We start from the raw sequence: 20,352 nt of genomic DNA, 5'->3' as shown, positions 1-20,352 counted from the left end.
CGTGGACGACAGCGTTTTCCAGGCCGGCTGCGAGGCCGTCACCGGTCGCGGGACACCGTGGCCGTGGCTGGTGTCCCGCGTCGCTGGAGCAGGTGACGACCGATGCCGCCGGTCGCTGCGACCAGGCAGGCGGCCACCACGACGTGGGCGACGAGCAGGGCAGGCCCGGATGCCTCGTCGACCGCACCCGCCACGACGAGGCACCAGACGAGCAACGGCGTCACCCCGGTCGTCGCCACGTAGACGCCCGCCCACAGCCAGACGGCGTACGGGTTGCCTCGCTGGAGGTCCCACGCCGAGCGGAAGGCGTAGACGCCCAGGCCGAGTCCCGGCGCGACGAGGACGAGGTAGGCGAGCTGGAACGCGGGGGTCGCCGGCTCGAGCCAGCCGAAGCGCTCCGCCAGCCCGAGCGGCGCCCACATCAGCCACATGGTGGCCACGAACCACGACCCGAAGGCACCGAAGATCTGCACGAGGCTGCGTCGGCCCGCGATGACGGCCCGGTTGCGCCGGGCCTCGCGGCGGTCGTTGGTCTCGCGCCACAGCGGTGCCTTGCCGCGCGAGCGGGCGCCGTCGACGCGGATCGGCGCCCACGTCCTGGGCCACACCGCGAGGATCATCCACGTCAGGGCGGCGAAGAGCAGGTAGGACAGGACCGTCACCCACGGGTTGCGGCTGTCGAGCGAGAGCCGCTCACCTTCACCGAGGAGGGCGGCCACGGCTCCGGCCGTGGCGAAACCGGGTGAGCCCCGCGGACAGGAAGGCGACGGCCGTCGTGACCGGGTCCACGGCGCCGGACGCGTCGAGGCGCCCGAGCGTCGGGGTGTCACCGCCGTGCCCCGGCAGGTCACCGGTCCCGATGCCGAGGCGGCGCAGCAGCGTCTGGGCGACGAGGGTGAAGGGGCCGAGCCAGGCGGCTCCGGCCACGAGAGTCAGCGGGCGCAGCCAGGGGGCCACGGTGCGCAGCCGTGCGGCGGCGTCGGCGGCGAGCGTCGTGTCGTCGACCGAGGGCTCGAGCGGCACGACGACGTGGCAGCGGGTGGGTGTCGCGAGGCAGAGCGTGCGGTCGGTGCCGACGCGCCCGAGCCACACCGTGGCCGGGGGCGCGCCGGCAGCCGCGAGGGCGTCCGTCAGCGCGCGTTCGCGCTGCGGTGACGGGCCCCGGATGCCGCTCACGGCACGCAGCGCCCGCTCGTCCAGGAAGCGCAGCCACGTCAACGCGACGACCAGCACGCAGCCGAGGCCGAACCACCAGAAGTACGGGCCGCCGCGGTGCAGCCAGCCCATGAGCAGCAGCCAGGGCCACGCCGTCGCCGCGGTGACCAGCACGACGCCGAGCACCCAGACGGGCAGTGCCCGCAGCCACCGCCGCAGCACCGGCCACTGCGGCAGACGCGACGGAGCGACCTGCTCGTCCCAGCCGAGGGCGTCGTCCTCAGTGACATCCGCTGCGACATCCCCCGTGACACTCCCCGTGACATCCCCGGTGTCATCGGCCGCGGGGAGGGCCCGGTCGCGGGTCGGGTCGGGCACGACGTCGGCCTGGTCCTGCTGTCCCCTGTGAACCATGGCCGCAGGCTAGCCCGGATGGGGCTGACCACTCCGCGCCACTCGCGTACCGGCATGGATAGGCTGGCCGTCATGTCCGGGTACGTGGCCGTCGCAGCGGTGCTGGGGGCGGGCGTACTGCTCGTCACGGCAGCGATGCTCGTGCGACGCCTGCTGGCGCCGCGCGCGCCGCACGCGGCCAAGCTCGCCACCTACGAGTCCGGCGTGGACCCGGTCGGGGAGGGCTGGGCGCAGACCAAGGTCCGCTACTTCGTCTTCTCGTTCCTCTACGTCGTCTTCGCGGTCGACGCGGTCTACCTCTTCCCGTGGGCGACCGTCCTGCGCAACGCCGACCTCGGCCGCGCGAGCCTCGTCGAGATGGCGATCTTCATCGGTGTCATCGTGCTGGGCCTCGCCCACGCCGGGCGCCGCGGACTGCTGAGGTGGGTGTGATGGAGCAGCCGAGCCAGCCGAGCCAGCCGAGCCAGCCGACCAGCCAACCGGTCAGCCTGCCGATGCCGACCGTCGGTCCTGCCTCCATGGGCGTCCTCGGCGCCCACGCGCCCAAGCCGATCAAGGTCGTGCTCAACTGGGGCCGGCGCTACTCGCTGTGGGTCTTCAACTTCGGCCTCGCCTGCTGCGCCATCGAGTTCATCGCGGCGTCGATGGGCCGCCACGACTTCATCCGGCTCGGGGTCATCCCGTTCGCGCCCGGTCCGCGCCAGGCCGACCTCATGGTCGTCTCGGGCACCGTGACCGACAAGATGGCGCCGGCCATCCGTCGCCTCTACGACCAGATGCCGGAGCCGAAGTACGTCATCTCGTTCGGCGCCTGCTCCAACTCCGGCGGTCCTTACTGGGACTCCTACTCCGTGACGAAGGGCGTCGACCAGATCGTGCCCGTCGACGTCTACGTCCCCGGGTGCCCGCCGCGGCCCGAGGCGTTGCTGCACGGCATCATCCGCCTCCAGGAGCAGATCGCGAGCGAGCGCCTCTCGACGCAGAAGCTCAAGGGGAGGTATGCCGGCACGCGGGTCGGCAGCGCCGGTGACGTCCGCCGTCCCCTCCTGCTCCGCGGCACGACGACCGAGGCCGGCTCGTGAGGGTCGTCGACGTGCGCGACGTGCCCTTCGGGGAGTGGGCTGGGACGGTGCTCTCGCTCCGCGAGGAGGGCTACGCGTACTTCGACTGGCTCACGGCCGTCGACGAGACCGACCGTGAGGGGGACGACGCGGGGTTCGACGTCGTCTGCCACCTGCTCGACACGCGAGTGCCGGGCGCGCTGCGCTCGGTGCTGCTGCGCACCCGCGCGCCCGAAGGGCTGCCCGTGCCGTCGCTGACGGGCATCTTCCGCGGCGCGGCCTGGCACGAGCGCGAGACCCACGAGATGTTCGGCATCGAGTTCGACGGCTTCGACGACGGCAGCGGCCTCGGTCTGCGACCGCTCCTGCTGCCGGAGGGTTTCGAGGGCACCCCGCTGCGCAAGTCCTTCGTCCTGGCCGCCCGCGCGTCCAAGGCGTGGCCGGGAGCCAAGGAGCCGGGGGAGGGCCACGACTCGGCCCGCGCGCCCGGCCGCCGCCGCGTGCAGGCCCCCGGCGTGCCCGGCCCCGAGTGGGGTCCGCGATGAGCACCCTCGCGCCGTGGCTCGAGGTGGTGCTGCGCGCCGTCGCCGTGCTCGTCGCCTTCCTCGTGCTGCCGCTCCTCGTCGGCCAGACCGAGCACAAGGTGATGGCCCACATGCAGGGACGACTCGGGCCGATGTATGCCGGTGGCTTCCACGGGTGGGCCCAGCTCGTCGCCGACGGCGTCAAGTTCGTGCAGAAGGAGGACATCACCCCGGCGCGTGCGGACCGGTGGGCCTTCCGCCTCGCACCCTTCGTCGCGCTCATCCCGTACCTCGTGGCGCTCGCCGTCATCCCGCTCTCGCCGACCGTCGTCGGGGCCGACGTCGACGCGAGCGCGGTGCTCGTGCTCGCCGTCATCGGGGTCGGCATCATCGGCACGCTCATGGCCGGCTGGGCCTCGGCCAACAAGTACTCCCTGCTCGGGGCGATGCGCGCGGCCGCGCAGCTCGTCTCCTACGAGCTGCCGATGGTCCTGGCCGTCGCTTCCGTCGCCCTGGCCGCCGGCACCCTGTCGCTCATCGGCATCGCCAACGCGTGGAACCCGTGGTGGCTGCTCTGGCAGCTGCCCGGCGCCGTCGTCTTCCTCGTCGCGGCGCTGGCCGAGCTCCAGCGGCCGCCCTTCGACATGCCCCTCGCCGACTCCGAGATCGTCTTCGGCGCCTTCACCGAGTACACCGGGCTGCGCTTCGCGTTCTTCCTCCTGGCCGAGTACGCCGGCATCGTCGTCATGTCGCTCCTCTTCGCGGTGCTCTACCTCGGCGGGTGGGCCGGCCCGTTCGAGCACTGGCTCGGCTGGCTGTGGACGGTGCTCAAGGGCTTCCTCGTCGCGGTCGTCGTCATCTGGCTGCGGGTCTCGTGGCCGCGCATGCGCGAGGACCAGCTCCAGCGCCTGGCGTGGGTCTGGCTCGTGCCGCTCGCGCTCTTCCAGCTCGCCCTGACCGCCGTCGGCGTGGTGATGACCTCATGACCCCCGCGAGCCCCCAACGTCGAGTGGCCACGTCTGGCCCCCTCGTCGACGTCGAGAGGCCACGGATGGCCGCTCGTGGCCCTCGGCCCACGGGCCAAACGTGGCCTCTCGACGGTGCAGGCAGGGCCGAACGTGGCCTTTCGACGGTGTCAACAGCGGAGGAGGAGGTGAGCGGACATGGGTGACGGCATACTCCCCGGGCTCGTCAAGGGGCTCGCGACGACGGCGAGGAGCCTGACGCGGCACACGCACACGGCCGAGTACCCCGACGTCTCACCGGCCCTGCCGCCCCGGTCGCGGGGCGTCATCGCGCTCACCGAGGAGAACTGCACCTCGTGCATGCTCTGCGCGCGCGAGTGCCCCGACTGGTGCATCTACATCGACTCGCACAAGGAGGAGCTGCCGCCGACGACGCCGGGTGGGCGCGCCCGCCAGCGCAACGTCCTCGACCGCTTCGCCATCGACTTCTCGCTCTGCATGTACTGCGGCATCTGCATCGAGGTGTGCCCGTTCGACGCCCTCCACTGGAGCCCGGAGTTCGAATACGCCGAGCTCGACATCCGCGACCTGATCCACGAGAAGGACCGGCTCGGCGCGTGGATGGCGACCGTCCCGGCCCCTCCGGCGCTGGACCCCGGCAGCGCGGACCCCGCCGAGGTCGTCGCAGCCGCGAAGCCCCCACGCGGTGCTGCCGCCGCCGGTGGTACGCGTGGGGCCGCCGCCGCAGCGCGCCCGACCCGGGTGCGCCCGGAGTCCACCCCGACCACCACAGCGACGCCCGCCGCCGAGCAGACGCGGGTCATGCCTGCGGTGGAGCGCACGGCGGCCCTGCCGGTGGTCGACCCGACGACCACCCTCCCGCCGGCCGACGGCGCCGAGGCCGAAGCAGCCGCGGACCAGGCTGCGGCGCAAGGGGACTCGACGCAGGTGCTGCCCACGGTGTCGACCGACGAGGAGGGGCGCGAGTGACCACGCGCGACATCGTCTTCATCGCTGTCGGTGCCGTGACCGCCCTCTCTGCCCTGCTGTCGGTGACGACGAAGCACGTCGTCCACGCGGCCCTGTGGCTGCTCGTCTCGCTCGGTTCGCTGTCGGGCGCCTACCTCGTGCTCGGGCAGGAGCTCGTCGGGCTCGTCCAGCTGCTCGTCTACGTCGGCGCCATCGTCGTGCTCGTCCTCTTCGCCCTGATGCTGACCCGGGCCCCGATCGGCCCCCACGCCGAGATCGACACCCCGTGGTGGCACCGGGCCGCCGGCGCGCTGCTGGGTGGGGCGACCACGGTGCTGCTCGCGTCGCTCCTGCTGCCTCTCTTCGCCGCGGTGACGGCCGACCTCGACACCCCGACGACGACCACGCCCCAGGTGGCCCAGGCGATCTTCGGCACGTGGGTCTGGCCCTTCGAGCTGCTCTCGGTCCTGCTCCTCGTCGCGCTCATCGGCGCCTTCGCCGTGTCGCGCCTGGTCCTGCAGCGGGATGCCGTCGCGGGCCGCCCCGCGGCCACGCCGGACGTGGCCACGGGGAGGCTCGGATGATCCACCTCTCGCTGCCCGCGGCACTCTCGGCCCTGCTCGCCGGCCTCGGCGTCTTCGGCGTCCTCGCGCGCCGGAACGCGGTGCTCGTGCTCATCGGGGTCGAGCTCATCCTCAACGCCGCGAACCTGCTCCTCGTCACCGCGGGCACGCGCCCCGGGGCCCCGTTCGCGGCCGGCCCGGTCCTGACCCTCTTCGTCATCACCATCGCCGCCGCCGAGATCACCGTGGCGCTCGCGATCATCCTCGTGATGTTCCGTCGCGCCGGGCACATCGACCTCACCGCCGTCCCCGACCTCACGGACGAGCAGCCCGACCAGCCCGACCAGCCGCAGCAGCCCGGCGGAGCCGCCGAGCCCTCGGCCACCGCGCCGCGGGAGCCCGCAGCGGCAGGAGAGGGCGCCCCGTGAGCTGGGTCGTGCGGATGATCGTCGTGCTCCCTGCGCTGGCGGCCCTCGCCGGGCTGCTCTCCCGGCGCCACCGGGCCGTCGCGGCCGGCGTGGCCATCTCGGTCGCGGCCCTCGTCACGGTGCTCGGTCTCCTCCAGTGGGTCGCGCCGTCGCGATCGGCCGACATCGACACGATCGGCGGCCTCCCGCTCGGCGACCTGTCGGTGCCGCTGCACCTGCTGTCCGACCGGGTCTCGGGCCTCGTGTCGTCCGTCGTCGCCCTCGTCGTGCTGGGCATCCAGGTCTTCACCGCGTGGTACCTCCGCGACGACCCTCGCTTCGGCCAGTTCGCCGCCACGGTCTCGCTCTTCGCCGCGGGCATGCTGCTCCTCGTCCAGTCGGCCGACCTCGTGCTCATGCTCGTCGGCTGGGAGATCATGGGCTGGTGCTCGTGGCTGCTCATCGGCCACGACAGCGAGCGGGCGGCGGCCCGACGGGCTGCCTACAAGGCGTTCCTCGTGACCCGGGTCGCCGACATCGGCATGGTCGTCGGCGTCGTCGCGCTCTCGGTACGCGCCCGCTCCACCGACCTCATGGCAGTGCTCACGGCGACGGGCAGCAGCACGCTCCTGACCGTGGGTCTCGTGGGCGTCGTCATCGGCGTCGCGGGCAAGTCGGGTCTCGTCCCGTTCCACGACTGGCTCCCCGACGCCATGGAGGGTCCCACGCCCGCATCGGCCCTGATCCACGCGGCGACCATGGTCGCGGCCGGCACCTACGTCATCGCCCGCCTCTTCACCCTCTACGCCGGGAACGACACGGCACGCACGCTGCTCGCCGTCCTCGCCGCCGTGACGATGGTCTATGCAGCCCTGCTGGCGCTCGCGCAGACCGACCTCAAGCGGATGCTCGCGTACTCGACCCTGAGTCAGATCGCGATCATGCTCTCGGCCCTCGCGGCGGCCCCCGCCGAGCTCGGGCCGGGGGCCGGCATCTCGCACCTGATCGGGCACGCGTTCTTCAAGGCGCTGCTCTTCCTCGGCGCGGGCTGGCTCTCGGTGCTCGCCGGCGGGACGGCGATCGCGGCCCTGCGCGGCCGGCTCCGCCCGACCGGGGCGCTGCGCTGGTCGATGGGCATCGGGCTGGCCGCGCTCGCCGGGGTGCCGCCTCTCATCGGCTTCTTCACCAAGGACACCGTCATCGATGCCGCACTCGAGGGAGCGACCGGCGGGGGCGGGTTCAGCGCCTGGCTCGTCGTGGTGGCGCTCTACGTCACCGTCGTGCTCACGGCCGTCTACTGCACGCGAGCCTGGCTGCTCCTCGACACGCCGGTGGCCGCGACGGGGGAGCTGCCCGACGCCGAGCCTGCCGTCGTCGCCGCAGGTGAGGTCGCCGTCGTGACGGCCGCCGACAGCGCCGACGACGCCGAGGTCGAGCGCGTCCACGCCCACGGGCACGCTGCCATCACCCTTCCCGCCGCGCTCGTCGTCTCGGTCCTCGCGGCGCTGACCGTCGTCGGCACGCTCTTCCTCGCCAGCCTGCGCGGCGGCGTGCACATCGGCCTGCTCAGCGCCCTGCTGTCGGTCCTGCTCGTCGCCGGCGCTGCGTATGCCGTGTGGTCCGTCAGCGACCGTGGCCGGGTCGACGTGGCCGACCTCGTCCCCGACCGCGTCAGGAACCCTGCGGTGCGCGGCTTCGGTGTCGACACGGCATACGTCGGCGTCGGGCGGGCGGTCACAGCGGTCGCGCGAGTGGTCGTCGCCCTCGACCGCGACGTCGTCGACGCCTACCCACGTGCGACCGCCGTCGTGGCGCGGGCCGCCGGTCGCGCGGGGGAGCGAGCCCACCGGGGAGTGCCGTCCCTGTCGCTCCTCAGCCTGCTCGTGGGCGTCGTGCTCGTCGCGATCCTGGGGGTGACCGCATGGCGCTGACCCTCATGCTCCTGCTGCCGCTCCTCGGGGCGATCGCCTGCATCGCGATCCCCGGCGAGTCCACGGTCGAGCGCGGCATCGCGCTCGGATCCACTGTCGTGACAGCGGTGCTCGCGGTCGTCGTCGTCTGGGGACGCCACGAGGTCGACGTGCCGTGGATCCGCTCGCTCGGCGTCCGCTGGCACTTCGGCGTCGACGGCGTCTCGGCCGCCCTGGTGCTGCTGACGGCGCTGCTCACGGTCGCGGTCGTCGCGCACGCACTGTCCGGCCCGATCCCGAAGGGCGGCACCGGCTCGACCTTCCTCGGCTGCATCCTCCTCGTCGAGACCGGCGCCCTCGCGACCTTCATGGCCCGCGACGCCATCCTCTTCTTCATCGCCTTCGAGGTCGTCCTCGTGCCCATGTGGGTGCTCGTGCGGCGCTTCGGCGACGACCACGTGCCCGACGAGACGCGCGCCGACGCCGCCGGACGCTTCGTGCTGTTCACGGTCCTGGGCTCGACCCTGATGCTGGTCGGGATCCTCTTCCTCGTGCACCACCAGGGCACGAGCGACCTCACCGTCCTCGCCGAGCGCCACGGCGCCGGGCTGTCCCGCTCGCTGCAGGTCGCGATCGCCGCGCTGCTGCTGCTCGGGCTCGGCATCAAGGTGCCGCTCTGGCCGCTGCACACCTGGCTGCCGTCGGCGCACACCATCGCGCCCACCGCGGGCTCGGTGCTGCTGGCGGCCGTGCTGCTGAAGATGGGCACCTACGGCATCGTCCGGCTCGCCGTCGCGACGGTACCCAAGGGGGTGGCCGAGCTGAGCCCGGTCCTCGCCCTCCTCGGGGTCGTCGGGATCCTCTGGGGAGGCCTCGCCTGCCTCGTCGAGCGCGACCTCAAGCGCCTCATCGCCTACAGCTCGGTGGCGCACATGGGCTTCGTCGCCCTCGCGATCGCGTCCGGCAGCGAGACCGGACTGCAGGCGGCGCTCTTCGGCAACATCGCGCACGGTGTCGTCGCGGCGCTGCTCTTCTTCGTCGTCGGCGACCTCAAGGAGCAGTGGGGATCGTCCGACCTCCATGTGGCCCGGGCCGCCCTGCGCGACAAGGCGCCTCGCTTCGGCCTGGCCCTCGTCGTCGGGCTGGCCGCCGCTCTGGGCCTCCCGGGGCTGGTGAGCTTCTGGGGTGAGTTCCTCGCGTTGTATGCCGCCTGGTCGCCCACGCCCGACCGTCCCGTCGCGCTCATGCGCGTCTGCGTCGTGCTCGGCGCGGTCGGCCTGGCGCTCGCGGCGGCCTACTCGCTGCGGGTCGCCCGCATCGTCTGGGCCGGGGAGGGCAGCGACGCCGCGCACGGTCCCGCAGCCGAGCCGGTCGCCGATGCCCGGGGCACCCGCTGGGCCGTCACCCTGACGCTCGTCGTCGTCATCGTCACGCTGGGGGTCCTGCCGCACCTGCTGCTCGGACTGTCACACACCGCGACGGCAGGGCTCCTGTCGGGTCTGGGGGTCGCGCCGTGAAGGGCCTCGCCATCGACTACGCCGTGCTCCTGCCGGCCCTCGTCCCCGTCGCCGGGCTGGTGCTGGTGCTCGTCGCCGATCTCGTCAGCCCCCGGCTGCGCCGCGTGCCCTACGCCGTCGCCGGGCTCGCCGCCCTCGGCACCGCGGCCGCGACCGTGCCGGGGCTCGCGCTGGGCGGTGGCTCGACCCGCGAGACGTTCTGCCTGACCGGACGCGTCCCGGCCGGCGCGTTGCCGACCGTGGACGGGCTGCCTCAGGTGTGCCTGTGGCAGGCCGACGCCCTGGCCAGCACGCTCCAGCTCGCGGCGGCCGTCTCGGCGGTGGTCTGCATCGCCCTGGCCTGGCCGGGCACCCGCCGGAGCCGCCCGGACGACAGCACCCGCGAACCGGTGGAGGCCGTGCTGCTGCTCGCCGCGCTGGCCGGCACCGTCGTCGTGGCCGCGAGCCGCGACGTCGGCACGTGGCTCGTCGCCCTCGAGCTCGCGACGCTGCCCGTCATCGCGCTCGTCGCCCTCTCCGGTCGGCGCTCCGCGGTCGCCGGCGCCACGCAGCTGCTCGTCACCTCGCTCGTCTCCTTCGCGCTGCTCGTGCTCGGCGTCGCCCTGTGGTTCGCCGGGACCGGGAGCCCGTTCCTGACCCCGGATGCCGCGCTCTCGTCCGGGGGCGCGTTCGCGGCGGTGTCGGGCGCGGCGGGCTCGGGCGCGGCGGGGTCGGGCGCGGCGTCGGTCGTCTTCCCGTCGGTGTCCAGCGGGGTCGTCGCCCTCGCGACGGTGCTCGTCGTCGCCGGCGTGGGCTTCAAGCTCTCACTCGTGCCGTTCCACGCCTGGACGCCCACGGCCTACGCAGGCTCGTCGGTGCCCGTGGCGACGTTCCTCGCCACGGTCTCCAAGGTGGCCGCGCTCGCGGCGCTGCTCGTCGTCCTGCGCGCCGTGTCCGTGCTCGGCACGCCGGCCGTGCTGGCCATCGCCCTGCTGGCCACGCTCAGCATGACGCTCGGCAACGTCATGGCCCTGCGCCAGGACGACGTCGTGCGCCTCCTCGCGTGGTCGACGGTCGCGCAGGCCGGCTGGGTCGTGCTCCCGCTGGTCAGCATCTCCGCTCTCGGCGTCGGCGCCAGCGCCACCTACCTGCTCACCTACGTCGTCGCGACTCTCGTGGCCTTCGCCGTCGTCGCCGTCACCCTGCGCGACCGACCGGGGAGGGGGCGCTCGATCGGCGACTACGACGGGCTCTGGCAGCGCAGCCCCTGGCGGGCCGGGGCGCTCGTGCTCGCCCTCACCTCGCTGGCCGGGCTGCCTCCCGGTGTCATCGGCCTCGTCGGCAAGATCACGGCCCTGCGGCCGGTCGTCGCCGAGGGGTGGGTCTGGCTCGCTGTCGTCGCGGCGGTCAACGCCGTGATCGGTGTCGCCGTCTACCTCCGTTGGGTGCGCGCCGTCATCACCGCCCCGGCTGGTGCCACGGAGCCAGCCCGCGGCGGCAGGTCCCTCGCCGCACCGCGACGGCGTCCGGCCGTGGTCGCCGGACTCGTGCTCGCCTCTGCGGTGCTCGTCGTCGTCAGCGTGCAGCCCGACCTGCTGCTGCGGCTCCTCGGCTGACAGCCCTCCTGTCGACACGTGACGAGGACCCCGAGGCGGAGCGCCTCGGGGTCCTCGTGCGAGTCGGGTCAGGCGGTCTGGGGGATCGTGCGGGCCCCGGCGACGGGGGCGGCGGCTGCGTCCTCGGCGGTCTTCGCGTGGCGCAGGCCCAGCAGTCCGAGTGCCAGCAGGAGGGCGGCTCCCACGAAGGAGGCGATGGCGGCCCAGAAGGCGATGGTGCCCATGGTGCCGAACGCGTAGGCGTTGAGGAGCAGGCCCCGAAGGGTGTTGCCCATGAAGAGCGTCTGACGCAGCTGGCCGAGCTCGGCGACCTTGGCCTGGTCGGCGTTCGGGTCCTTGGACAGCTTGAGGAACTCGCCCGAGACCTCCTCGTACGTCCGGTTGTTCGATGCGGCGTTCATGTGCACGAGGATGTAGTGGTCGGCGAAGGCCTTGGCCTGGTCCCCGGTCGTCATCGTCTGCCCGGCGTACTGCAGGAGCGCGTCCTTCTGGGCCTGCGTCTCGAGAGCGGCAGCGGCAGGCATCGTGATGTTCTGCTGACTCAGCTGCTCGTGGACGTTGTTCGCGACGAAGCTGCTCGCGTACATCAGCAGTCCCCCCGCGACCACGAGCACGGCGGCCATGATGAGGCCGGTCCACGAGATCAGCTTGTCGAGTGTCTTGCGCATCGTTCGCTTCTTTCATCGGATGGGTGTCGGTTTCCCCAACACCGCCAAACTACTACCGCGCGTAGTAGTGGAGTTGTCCATTCAACGAGTGACGACTGAGGCCTGTGTCACACCGTGTCCGGAGTGCGCAGGCGCCCAGCAGGCTCCCAGCGGTCTCCCAGTGGGAACACCACCCGACAGCCGGTCGTTCACCGGACATGCACAAGCACTTCAACGGGCTCAAGACGGCCGCCCTCTTCGGCGGCATCTGGGCCCTCCTGCTCGGCATCGGCGCGCTCGTCGGTGGCGGGCGCTTCATCTGGGTCTTCGCGCTGATCGGAGTCGCGACGACCTTCTACGGCTACTGGAACAGCGACAAGCTCGCGATCCGCGCCATGCACGCCTACCCGGTCTCCGAGGCGCAGGCACCGGTGATGTACCGCATCGTGCGCGAGCTCTCCACCGCAGCGGGCAAGCCGATGCCGCGCCTCTACATCAGCCCGACCCAGGCCCCGAACGCCTTCGCCACGGGCCGCAACCCGCAGAACGCCGCCGTCTGCTGCACCGAGGGCATCCTCGGCCTCCTCGACGAGCGTGAGCTGCGCGGGGTCCTCGGCCACGAGCTGATGCACGTCTACAACCGCGACATCCTGACCAGCTCGGTCGCCGCCGCGGTCGCCGGCGTCATCACCTCGATCGGCCAGATGCTCATGTTCACGAGCATGTTCGGCGGTGGCAGCTCCGACGAGGACCGCCCTAACCCGTTCGCCCTGCTGGCCATGAGCCTGCTGGCGCCGCTGGCCGCGATGATGATCCAGATGGCGATCAGCCGCACCCGCGAGTACGACGCCGACGAGGACGGCGCCAAGCTCACCGGCGACCCGCTGGCGCTCGCCTCGGCGCTGCGCAAGCTCGAGTCGGGCGTCGCCCGCGCCCCGCTCGCCCCGTCCCAGGACATCGTCAACGCGAGCCACATGATGATCGCGAGCCCGTTCCGCGCCCAGGACGTGACGCGCTTCCTCTCGACGCACCCGCCGATGGACCAGCGCATCGCGCGCCTCGAGAGCATGGCCGGCGGCCCGCTCCACCGCTGAGCCCGGCCCCGGACCCAACCTCGCGGCCACCCGGGCGACGACGGGCCGCTCGATCTGGCAGGCTCGGCCCTATGCGCAGTCTCACCTTGGCCGAAGCCCGCGAGCGATCCTCGCTGATCACCGTCACGTCGTATGCCGTCGAGCTCGACCTCGACCAGGGCGCGGAGGTCTTCGGCTCACGCACGGTCGTCCGCTTCGCGTGCGCCGAGCCGGGTGCCGACTCCTGGGTCGACCTCAAGGCCCGCTCCGTCGAGACGGTCTCGCTCAACGGGGAGCCGCTCGACCCTGCCGGTGTCGCCGACGGTCGCCTGACGCTGCCGGGCCTCGCCGCCGACAACGAGCTCGTCGTCGCCGCGACCATGGCCTACAGCCATGACGGGCAGGGCCTGCACCGGGCCACCGACCCCGCCGACGACCTCGACTACGTCTACGGCCACCTCTTCCTCGACGCCGCCCCCAGCGTCTACGCGTGCTTCGACCAGCCCGACCTCAAGGCGCCCTACGACGTCACCGTCCACGCGCCGCTCGACTGGACGGTCATCGGCAACGGCGCGGCCTCGCCGGCCGGCGCCGGCACATGGACCCTCGCCACGACGAAGCCGCTCGCGACGTACTTCATGACGGTGTGCGCCGGACCCTACGTCTCCCTGCACGACGAGCACGACGGCATCCCCCTCGGGCTGCACGCCCGCGCGTCGCTGCGCGAGCCGCTCGAGCGGCACGCGGCCGAGCTCTTCGACGTGACCAAGCGGTCGTTCGACTACTTCCACGGGCTCTTCGGCATCCGCTACCCGTTCGGGGAGTACCACCAGGTCTTCGTGCCGGAGTTCAACGCCGGCGCCATGGAGAACCCGGGCTGCGTCACCTTCCGCGACCAGTACCTCTACCGCGGTGCGGCCACGAGGGACGAGCTGTTGACGCGGGCCAACACGGTCAGCCACGAGATGTCGCACATGTGGTTCGGCGACATCGTCACGATGAAGTGGTGGGACGACCTCTGGCTCAACGAGTCGTTCGCCGAGTACATGTCGCACCGCTGCCTCGTCGACGCGACCGACTACACCGACGCGTGGGTCGACTCCTCGATCGTGCGCAAGGTGTGGGGCTACGGCGCCGAGCGCTCGCCCTCGACGCACCCCGTCGCCGGGGTCGAGGCGCTCGATGCCCAGAGCGCGCTCCAGAACTTCGACGGCATCTCGTATGCCAAGGGCGCGGCCACGCTGCGCCAGCTCATCGCGTACGTCGGTGACGACCAGTTCATCGCCGGGGTCCGTGCCTACCTGACCGACAAGTCCTACGGCAACGGCACCCTCGCCGACTTCCTCGCCGCGATCGAGACGGCGAGCGGCAAGGACCTCGAGGCCTGGTCCCGCGCCTGGCTGCTCACCGCCGACCGCGACACCATCTCCGTCGACATCGAGGAGCAGGGCGGCGTCATCGAGTCCGCGGTTGTGCGCCGCGAGTCGCCGGCCGACCGTCCCGCCGACCGTCCGCACGCGTTCGACGTCGCGGGCTGGACCGACGGGCGAGAGCTCGGCCGGGTGTCGACGACGATCACCGGACCCGAGACGGCGCTCGCCGGGCTCGAGGGCACGCCCGAGCCCGCCGTGCTCGTCCCCAATGCCGCCGACCTGACGTGGGCCCGGGTGCGCCTGTCGGACTCGACGGTCGCGGCGTTGCCGGCGCAGCTGGCCCAGATCCCCGACGCGCAGGCCCGAGCCGTCGTCTGGTCCTCGCTCATCGACGGTGTGCACGGCGCGACGGCCTCGCCCGAGGCGTTCCTCGACGTCTTCGACGCCGCCTGGCCGCACGAGACGAACTCCTCGATCCTGACGCGCGTCGCGGCCTACGCCGAGCACCGCGTCGTGCCGTACTTCGTCCCGCGCGACAAGCAGGACGCTGCGGTGGGTCGCCTCAACCGGGCCGGCGTGGGACTGCTCGAGCGCGCGGCCACCGGCACGACCGAGTCCCTGGCGGCGGCCCGGCTCGTCGCGGGCACGAGCGACGACGAGACGCTGCTGCGCGCCTGGGCCGACGGCAAGGGACTGCCGGCGGGCCTCGAGGACGACGGCGACTTCCGGTGGATCGTCGTGCGCAACCTGGCCTCGCGTGGCCTCATCGGCGCCGCCCAGGTCGACGCCTTCCGGGCCAAGGACGACACGCTCCAGGGCGGTCTCAACGCGCTCATGTGCCGCGCGAGCCTGCCCGACGCCGACGCCAAGGCGTGGGCCTGGGAGCAGCTGACGACCCGTCAGGGACGCTCCAACTACGAGATGGTGCACCTCGCCCGCGGCTTCTGGGTCGCGCCGGACGACGCGCTCGTCGAGGACTACGTGCCGCGGTACTTCACCGACGTCCCGGCAATGTCTGCCTGGGTGGGGGAGGACGCTCTGTCGCGGGTCGTGCTCGTCGCCTTCCCGCGGGTCTTCACGGACGAGACGGCGCGGCTCAGTGCCGAGACGATCGCCCGCGACGACCTGACCCCGGCCGTCCACCGCTCCCTCGTCGACGCAGACGCCGAGCTGCGCGAGGCCCTGGCGTCCCGCGCGACGTTCGGCGCGACCGTCTGACGGCGTGGGCACCCCGACCCGCGACGAGCTGCCGGGCGCCGTCCGGGTCGTCACCGACGCTCACCTCGCGCTGCTCGACGAGCGCGCGCCCGGGCTGCTCGACGGGCTCTACCTCCACGGCTCGCTCGGCTTCGACGCGGAGTTCCACGCCGGCAGTGACGTCGACTTCGTCGCGGTGACGACCCGGCGTCCCACCGACGAGGACACGGAGGTGCTCCGGCAGGTGCATGCGGAGCTCGACAAGCGGTGGCCCGAGCCGGCATACGACGGCTTCTACGTCACGGCCGACGACCTCGCGGGCCCGCCCGACGTCGTGCCCGACGGGCCGGGCGTGCTGCACCAGTGGTTCGACGTCGGCACCCACAGCGACGTCAGGCACATCACGTGGCGCGAGCTGCGCGACCACGGGATCACCCTGCGCGGCAGGGATCTTCGCGACCTGCAGATCTGGAGTGACGACGCCGCGCTGCATGCCTCGACCCTCGAGAACCTCGACACGTTCTGGCGCTCGCAGCTCGAGGCGATGGAGCACCACCCCCGCGAGGCGTCCTTGCCACAGGCGGCCGAGTGGGGTGCGCTCGGGGCTGCGCGGCTCGTGCACCTGCTCGTCACCGGGACGCAGACGTCGAAGTCCGGCGCGGGGCGGTGGGCGCGCGAGGCCTACCCGCACCACCGCGAGATCGTCGAGGAGGGCCTGCGCGTGCGCGAGCGCCCCGACGACCCGTCGACGTATGCCGCCGACCCCGACCGCCGCCGCCGTGACCTCGTCGCGCTGATGACCGAGGTCATCGCCGACGGGGTCGCCAGGACCAGCCCGCCGCTGACGGACCGGAGAGGAGCGGCGACATGACCCCCGAGGGTGCGAGTCCCTGGGTCATCGAGCTGGCCGACGTGCGGGCACCGGAATGCGAGGCGCTGCTGCGCGACTACTACGTCGAGGTCAGCGACCGGTGGTACCTGGACCGGGAGGGGCGGGACTCCACGCCGGACGAGATCGAGGCCGGCTTCGCCCAGATGCGCAGCGACGACCTGGCGCCGCCGACGGGTGAGTTCGTCGTGGCCCGGCGCGCCGACGACGCCGCCGCGCTGGGGGGCTGCGTCGGGCTGAGGCTGCTGCGGGACGACGGCGGGCAGCGCGTGGCCGAGCTGCGCCGCCTCTACGTGCGGCCCGCGCTCCGCGGCGCGGGTCTCGGTGCGGCCCTGCTCCTGTGCGCCGAGGAGATCGCCCGCGTCTGGGGCGTGTCCCTGATGCGTCTCGACACCCGTCTGGACCTGACCGAGGCCAGGGCGCTCTACCTGCGTCACGGCTGGGTCGAGGTGCCCGCCTTCTCCGACGCCTTCTACGCCGAGGCCTGGTACGCCAAGCACCTGACCTGATGCTACAGAGCCGGCTCGTGCAGCCGACGTCGCCCGGGCCGGGGGCGTCAGCGGTCGTACGCGGTGGTGTGACGCGGCTCGTAGAGCTGGATCTCGTCGGCTCCCGGCACCGCCATCATGACGACGAGCCCGAAGCCGCGGTCGGTGGGGTCGGTCGTGAACACCGCTCCGCGCGCGATGAGCTCGTCCATGGTGGCCCTCAGGTCGTCGCACATGAGCGAGATCGCGTGGTGCCGTGACGACGACCACGACGACCCCTCGGGACCGCGCGTCGGGTGCACGCCGAGCTCGCTGGGTCCGGTCCCGAAGATGAGCCATGCGTCGGCGTCGTCGGTGGCATCGGTGTCGTCCGAGGTCGTGCCGTCCGTGACGCACGGCCACTGGAGGACGTCTCGGAAGAAGGCACGCGTCGCCGGTGCGTCGTCGGAGTACACGAGGTTGTGGACGGCAGTGATCATGGACGGGACGTTACGCCGAGATGGTGCGGGACGGCAGGCACCCGGTGGTGAGCGCTGAGGTCACCAGGGGCTGGGCTCGTAGTCCTTGACGAAGCAGCCGTAGAGGTCCTCGCCGGCCTCACCGCGGACGATCGGGTCGTAGACACGGGCGGCGCCGTCGACGAGGTCGAGCGGGGCGTGCCAGCCCTCGGCCGCGATGCGCAGCTTCTCGTCGTGGGGCCGCTCGTCGGTGATCCAGCCGGTGTCGACGGCCGTCATGAGGATGCGGTCGGTCTCGAACATCTCGCCGGCGCTCGTGCGGGTCATCATGTTGAGCGCGGCCTTGGCCATGTTGGTGTGCGGGTGGCCGGGGCCCTTGTAGCGGCGCGAGAACTGGCCCTCCATCGCCGAGACGTTGACGACGTAGGCCCGTCGTGCGCCGGCCGCGACGGCGGCACGCATCGCCGGGCGCAGGCGCGAGACGAGGATGAACGGCGCGGTCGAGTTGCACAGCTGCACCTCGAGCAGCTCGAGCGGATCGACCTCCTCGACCTTCTGGGTCCACGAGTTGTTGTGCTGGAGATCGGGCAGCAGGCCACCGGCGTCGACGGCGGTGCCGGCCCGGTGCGCCTCGAGGCTCGCGTGCCCGGCCGAGAGGGCCAGCGCCGTCATCGACGCGGCCGACTGCGCGGCGACGGCGTGCTCGACGGACTCGCCGTCGTGGTGGGCGACGGCGTGGTTGCCGAGGGCGCCGGCGATCGAGGCGGGGTGCGCCTCGCTGATCCGGTCGAAGGTGACCATCTCGGGCAGCGCGACGCCGTCGGGCAGCGGCGCCGACTCGAGCTCGACGAGGTTGCTGTAGGCGCCGGGGGAGCGGCGGACCGTCTGCGCCGCGTTGTTGATGAGGATGTCCAGCGGGCCGGCCGCGGTCACCTCGTCGGCGAGGGCGACGACCTGGGTGGGGTCGCGCAGGTCGATGCCGACGATCTTGAGCCGGTGGATCCAGTCGGCGCTGTCGTCCATCGAGGCGAACCGGCGCATGGCGTCCCTGGGGAAGCGCGTCGTGATCGTCGTGTGCGCGCCGTCGCGCAGCAGGCGCAGGGCGATGTACATCCCGATCTTGGCGCGGCCGCCCGTGAGGAGGGCGCGCTTGCCGGTGAGGTCGGTGCGCTGGTCGCGCTTGCCGTGCGAGCGGGCTGCGCAGTCGGGGCAGAGCCAGTGGTAGAAGGCGTCGACGAGGGTGTAGTCGCGCTTGCAGATGTAGCAGCCGCGAGGGTTGACCAGCTCACCGGCGAAGGCGCCGGTCGCGTTCGAGACCAGCGGGATCCCCTTGGTCTCGTCGTCGATCCGCATCGGCGACCCGGTGGCGGTCGACTCGATGACCTGGCGGTCGGCCTTGCGCTCGGCCCACGTCTTCGCGTTGCGCCGGTCCTTCTTGAGCCGCTTGTACATCAGCGACGCGGCGCGCTTGAGGGTCTCGAAGTCGGGGTCGTCGATCTCGAGCGAGGGCGCCAGAGCGAGGACCCGGACAGCGGTCGCGACGTCCTCGGGGTCGAGGTGCACGACGGCGGCGGGGTCCAGCTCGATCTCGGTCTCACTCACCGCGCAAGGGTACGCGGGGGGTCCCCTCGCGCCCCAATCCGCGGACAGGCCGTCGGGGATGACGTATGCCGTCCGGCCGGCGCCCGTCCGAGCCACCGGGAGCGTGGTGGCGGGGACGGGCGCGAGGCGGACGGCATACGAGGGCGGGAGGCTGGCTTCGCCCGGGTCACGTCCAGGGTGTGGCGACCCTGTCCGTGTCCCGGCGCGAAGTGGAGGGGGCGGTCAGCTCAGCTGGCCGGCTTGGCGGCGAGCGTCACGGAGACGTCCTGGCGGGCGCCGTCGCGGATGATGGTCAGGGAGGCCTTGTCGCCGACCGTCATCTCGCGGATCTGGGCGACGAGGGCCGTGGCGGAGTCGATCCGCTGACCGTCGACCGCGATGATGACGTCGCCGTTCTTGAGGCCGGCGTTGGCGGCCGGGGTGTTGGCGCTGACCGAGACGACCTGGGCGCCGGCGCGCTTGGCGTTGCCGTCGGAGACCACGGTGTCGCGGGTGCTGACGCCGAGGAAGGAGTGCTCGGCCTTGCCGCTCTTGATCAGCTGGTCGGCGATGGACTTGGCCTCCTTGACCGGGATCGCGAAGCCGATGCCGATGTTGCCGCTCTGGCTGCCCTGGCTCTGGCCGAGCGAGGCGATCGAGCTGTTGATGCCGATCAGCTCGCCCTTGCTGTTGACGAGCGCCCCGCCGGAGTTGCCGGGGTTGATCGCGGCCGACGTCTGGATGGCGTTGGTCACGACCTCGTTGCCCGACGCCTGCTGCTGGCCGAGGGGCGACTCGCTCGACGGCCCGGTGCTGACCGGGCGGTTGAGCGCCGAGACGATGCCCGTGGTCACGGTGCCCGACAGGCCCAGCGGGTTGCCGACGGCCATGGCCGGGTCGCCGACCTTGAGGCTCTCCGAGTCGCCGAGGGTGATCGGCGTCAGGTCCCTGGGGCCGTTGGTCAGCTTGATGACCGCGAGGTCGGTGGAGGCGTCGGTGCCGACGATCGTCGCGCCGTACGTGCGGCCGTCGCTCAGGGTCACCGTGATCGCGCCGTTGCCCGTCGCGTCGCCCACGACGTGGTTGTTCGTGAGGATGTGCCCGCTCTTGTCGAAGACGACACCCGAGCCGGCGCCGGAGCCCTGCTGGGTCGTGACGTCGATGCTGACGACGCTCGGCGAGACCGCGGCCGCGACCGCGGTCCAGTCGGGCGCGGAGGCGTTGCCCTGCACGACCGTGGGCGAGCTGTTCTGGTTCGGGCTCGTCGTCGCCGTGGCGGCGGGCGTGGTCCCGGTGCCCTGACCGGCGAGCTGCGTGGCGGCATACGTGCCCCCACTGGCGAGGACGGCGGCGAGCAGGGCGACCCCGACGGTCTGGCCGAAGCGGTGGTCGCGCTTCGGCGCGGGGCGGCTGCCCTCACCCAGCGGCGGCGTCGGCGGGGCCGGCGGCGCGGGTGGTGCGGACTGGCTGTAGTAGCCGCCCTGCGGGATCTGCTGGGTGTGGTCCTCAGGTGCCAAGGTCATGGCTCCTCCTCGCTCTGGTCTGTTGCCTCTATCAGACCCATTC

The 20,352-nt window shown here is 72.5% G+C and carries 20 protein-coding genes; 14 read left to right on the top strand and 6 right to left on the bottom strand.

What is annotated here, in order from left to right:
- Positions 1-38: 38 nt before the first annotated feature.
- Together ABD831_RS16775 and ABD831_RS16770 are read right to left on the bottom strand one after the other, a co-directional pair.
- Positions 39-719, bottom strand: coding sequence for a hypothetical protein (locus ABD831_RS16775; protein WP_344949176.1), 681 nt, complete (start codon positions 717-719; stop codon positions 39-41).
- Positions 700-1,569: a hypothetical protein gene (locus ABD831_RS16770; protein ID WP_344949173.1), complete on the bottom strand. Its 870-nt coding sequence runs from the start codon at positions 1,567-1,569 to the stop codon at positions 700-702. Before ABD831_RS16770 ends, ABD831_RS16775 begins: the two co-directional genes overlap by 20 nt.
- A gap of 72 nt (positions 1,570-1,641) precedes the next feature.
- On the opposite strand from ABD831_RS16770, the gene ABD831_RS16765 reads away from it, so the two are divergent.
- From ABD831_RS16765 to ABD831_RS16720, 10 genes are all read left to right on the top strand, one after another.
- On the top strand, positions 1,642-2,001 hold the full coding sequence (locus tag ABD831_RS16765) for an NADH-quinone oxidoreductase subunit A (protein WP_344949170.1): 360 nt from the start codon (positions 1,642-1,644) through the stop codon (positions 1,999-2,001).
- A complete protein-coding gene (locus ABD831_RS16760; protein ID WP_425582845.1) occupies positions 2,001-2,651 on the top strand; it encodes an NADH-quinone oxidoreductase subunit B in 651 nt (216 codons plus the stop codon). The genes ABD831_RS16765 and ABD831_RS16760 overlap by 1 nt, the downstream gene beginning before the upstream one ends.
- Positions 2,648-3,175 (top strand): NADH-quinone oxidoreductase subunit C, encoded by a 528-nt coding sequence (locus ABD831_RS16755; RefSeq protein ID WP_425582843.1) that lies wholly within the window; start codon positions 2,648-2,650, stop codon positions 3,173-3,175. Before ABD831_RS16760 ends, ABD831_RS16755 begins: the two co-directional genes overlap by 4 nt.
- Positions 3,172-4,140 (top strand): NADH-quinone oxidoreductase subunit NuoH, encoded by a 969-nt coding sequence (gene nuoH / locus ABD831_RS16750; protein WP_344949164.1) that lies wholly within the window; start codon positions 3,172-3,174, stop codon positions 4,138-4,140. Before ABD831_RS16755 ends, nuoH begins: the two co-directional genes overlap by 4 nt.
- Before the next feature lie 177 nt (positions 4,141-4,317).
- A complete protein-coding gene (locus ABD831_RS16745; RefSeq protein WP_344949160.1) occupies positions 4,318-5,109 on the top strand; it encodes a NuoI/complex I 23 kDa subunit family protein in 792 nt (263 codons plus the stop codon).
- Positions 5,106-5,672 carry an NADH-quinone oxidoreductase subunit J family protein gene (locus tag ABD831_RS16740; RefSeq protein ID WP_344949158.1) on the top strand — a complete coding sequence of 189 codons (567 nt, stop codon included), beginning with the start codon at positions 5,106-5,108 and terminating at the stop codon, positions 5,670-5,672. The genes ABD831_RS16745 and ABD831_RS16740 overlap by 4 nt, the downstream gene beginning before the upstream one ends.
- Complete coding sequence (gene nuoK / locus ABD831_RS16735; protein ID WP_344949156.1) at positions 5,669-6,079, top strand: NADH-quinone oxidoreductase subunit NuoK; 411 nt, start codon at positions 5,669-5,671, stop codon at positions 6,077-6,079. The genes ABD831_RS16740 and nuoK overlap by 4 nt, the downstream gene beginning before the upstream one ends.
- Positions 6,076-7,989, top strand: a complete 1,914-nt coding sequence (locus ABD831_RS16730; RefSeq protein WP_344949154.1) for an NADH-quinone oxidoreductase subunit 5 family protein — start codon at positions 6,076-6,078, stop codon at positions 7,987-7,989. The genes nuoK and ABD831_RS16730 overlap by 4 nt, the downstream gene beginning before the upstream one ends.
- Positions 7,980-9,485 carry a complex I subunit 4 family protein gene (locus ABD831_RS16725; RefSeq protein WP_344949152.1) on the top strand — a complete coding sequence of 502 codons (1,506 nt, stop codon included), beginning with the start codon at positions 7,980-7,982 and terminating at the stop codon, positions 9,483-9,485. Before ABD831_RS16730 ends, ABD831_RS16725 begins: the two co-directional genes overlap by 10 nt.
- On the top strand, positions 9,482-11,080 hold the full coding sequence (locus ABD831_RS16720) for an NADH-quinone oxidoreductase subunit N (protein WP_344949149.1): 1,599 nt from the start codon (positions 9,482-9,484) through the stop codon (positions 11,078-11,080). The genes ABD831_RS16725 and ABD831_RS16720 overlap by 4 nt, the downstream gene beginning before the upstream one ends.
- A 68-nt stretch (positions 11,081-11,148) precedes the next feature.
- Here ABD831_RS16720 and ABD831_RS16715 read toward each other — a convergent pair whose 3' ends face one another.
- The gene (locus ABD831_RS16715) at positions 11,149-11,748 is read right to left on the bottom strand and encodes a hypothetical protein (RefSeq protein ID WP_344949146.1); all 600 of its coding nucleotides are present in this window, start codon (positions 11,746-11,748) and stop codon (positions 11,149-11,151) included.
- A gap of 197 nt (positions 11,749-11,945) precedes the next feature.
- Between ABD831_RS16715 and htpX the strand changes: the two genes are divergently transcribed.
- The 4 genes from htpX to ABD831_RS16695 all read left to right on the top strand — a co-directional run bounded on the left by htpX (position 11,946) and on the right by ABD831_RS16695 (position 16,768).
- Positions 11,946-12,821, top strand: a complete 876-nt coding sequence (htpX, locus tag ABD831_RS16710; protein ID WP_344949144.1) for a zinc metalloprotease HtpX — start codon at positions 11,946-11,948, stop codon at positions 12,819-12,821.
- 71 nt (positions 12,822-12,892) lie between these two features.
- Entirely contained in the window at positions 12,893-15,391 is a 2,499-nt protein-coding gene (gene pepN, locus ABD831_RS16705) for an aminopeptidase N (protein WP_344949141.1), read from the top strand.
- Positions 15,392-15,395: 4 nt separating this feature from the next.
- The gene (locus ABD831_RS16700; protein ID WP_344949137.1) at positions 15,396-16,241 is read left to right on the top strand and encodes a hypothetical protein; all 846 of its coding nucleotides are present in this window, start codon (positions 15,396-15,398) and stop codon (positions 16,239-16,241) included.
- A complete protein-coding gene (locus ABD831_RS16695) occupies positions 16,238-16,768 on the top strand; it encodes a GNAT family N-acetyltransferase (RefSeq protein ID WP_344949135.1) in 531 nt (176 codons plus the stop codon). Before ABD831_RS16700 ends, ABD831_RS16695 begins: the two co-directional genes overlap by 4 nt.
- A gap of 47 nt (positions 16,769-16,815) precedes the next feature.
- Here ABD831_RS16695 and ABD831_RS16690 read toward each other — a convergent pair whose 3' ends face one another.
- The 3 genes from ABD831_RS16690 to ABD831_RS16680 all read right to left on the bottom strand — a co-directional run bounded on the left by ABD831_RS16690 (position 16,816) and on the right by ABD831_RS16680 (position 20,309).
- On the bottom strand, positions 16,816-17,226 hold the full coding sequence (locus ABD831_RS16690; RefSeq protein WP_344949132.1) for a VOC family protein: 411 nt from the start codon (positions 17,224-17,226) through the stop codon (positions 16,816-16,818).
- Between the two features lie 60 nt (positions 17,227-17,286).
- The gene (locus tag ABD831_RS16685; protein ID WP_344949129.1) at positions 17,287-18,807 is read right to left on the bottom strand and encodes an SDR family NAD(P)-dependent oxidoreductase; all 1,521 of its coding nucleotides are present in this window, start codon (positions 18,805-18,807) and stop codon (positions 17,287-17,289) included.
- A gap of 227 nt (positions 18,808-19,034) precedes the next feature.
- Entirely contained in the window at positions 19,035-20,309 is a 1,275-nt protein-coding gene (locus tag ABD831_RS16680) for a S1C family serine protease (RefSeq protein WP_344949126.1), read from the bottom strand.
- Positions 20,310-20,352: the final 43 nt, after the last annotated feature.

This window comes from Terrabacter ginsenosidimutans (genome assembly GCF_039539425.1).
Classification (GTDB): Bacteria; Actinomycetota; Actinomycetes; order Actinomycetales; family Dermatophilaceae; genus Terrabacter; species Terrabacter ginsenosidimutans.
The sequence above is the reverse complement of the archived record's forward strand: the minus strand, read 5'-3'. Positions and strand labels throughout refer to the sequence as shown.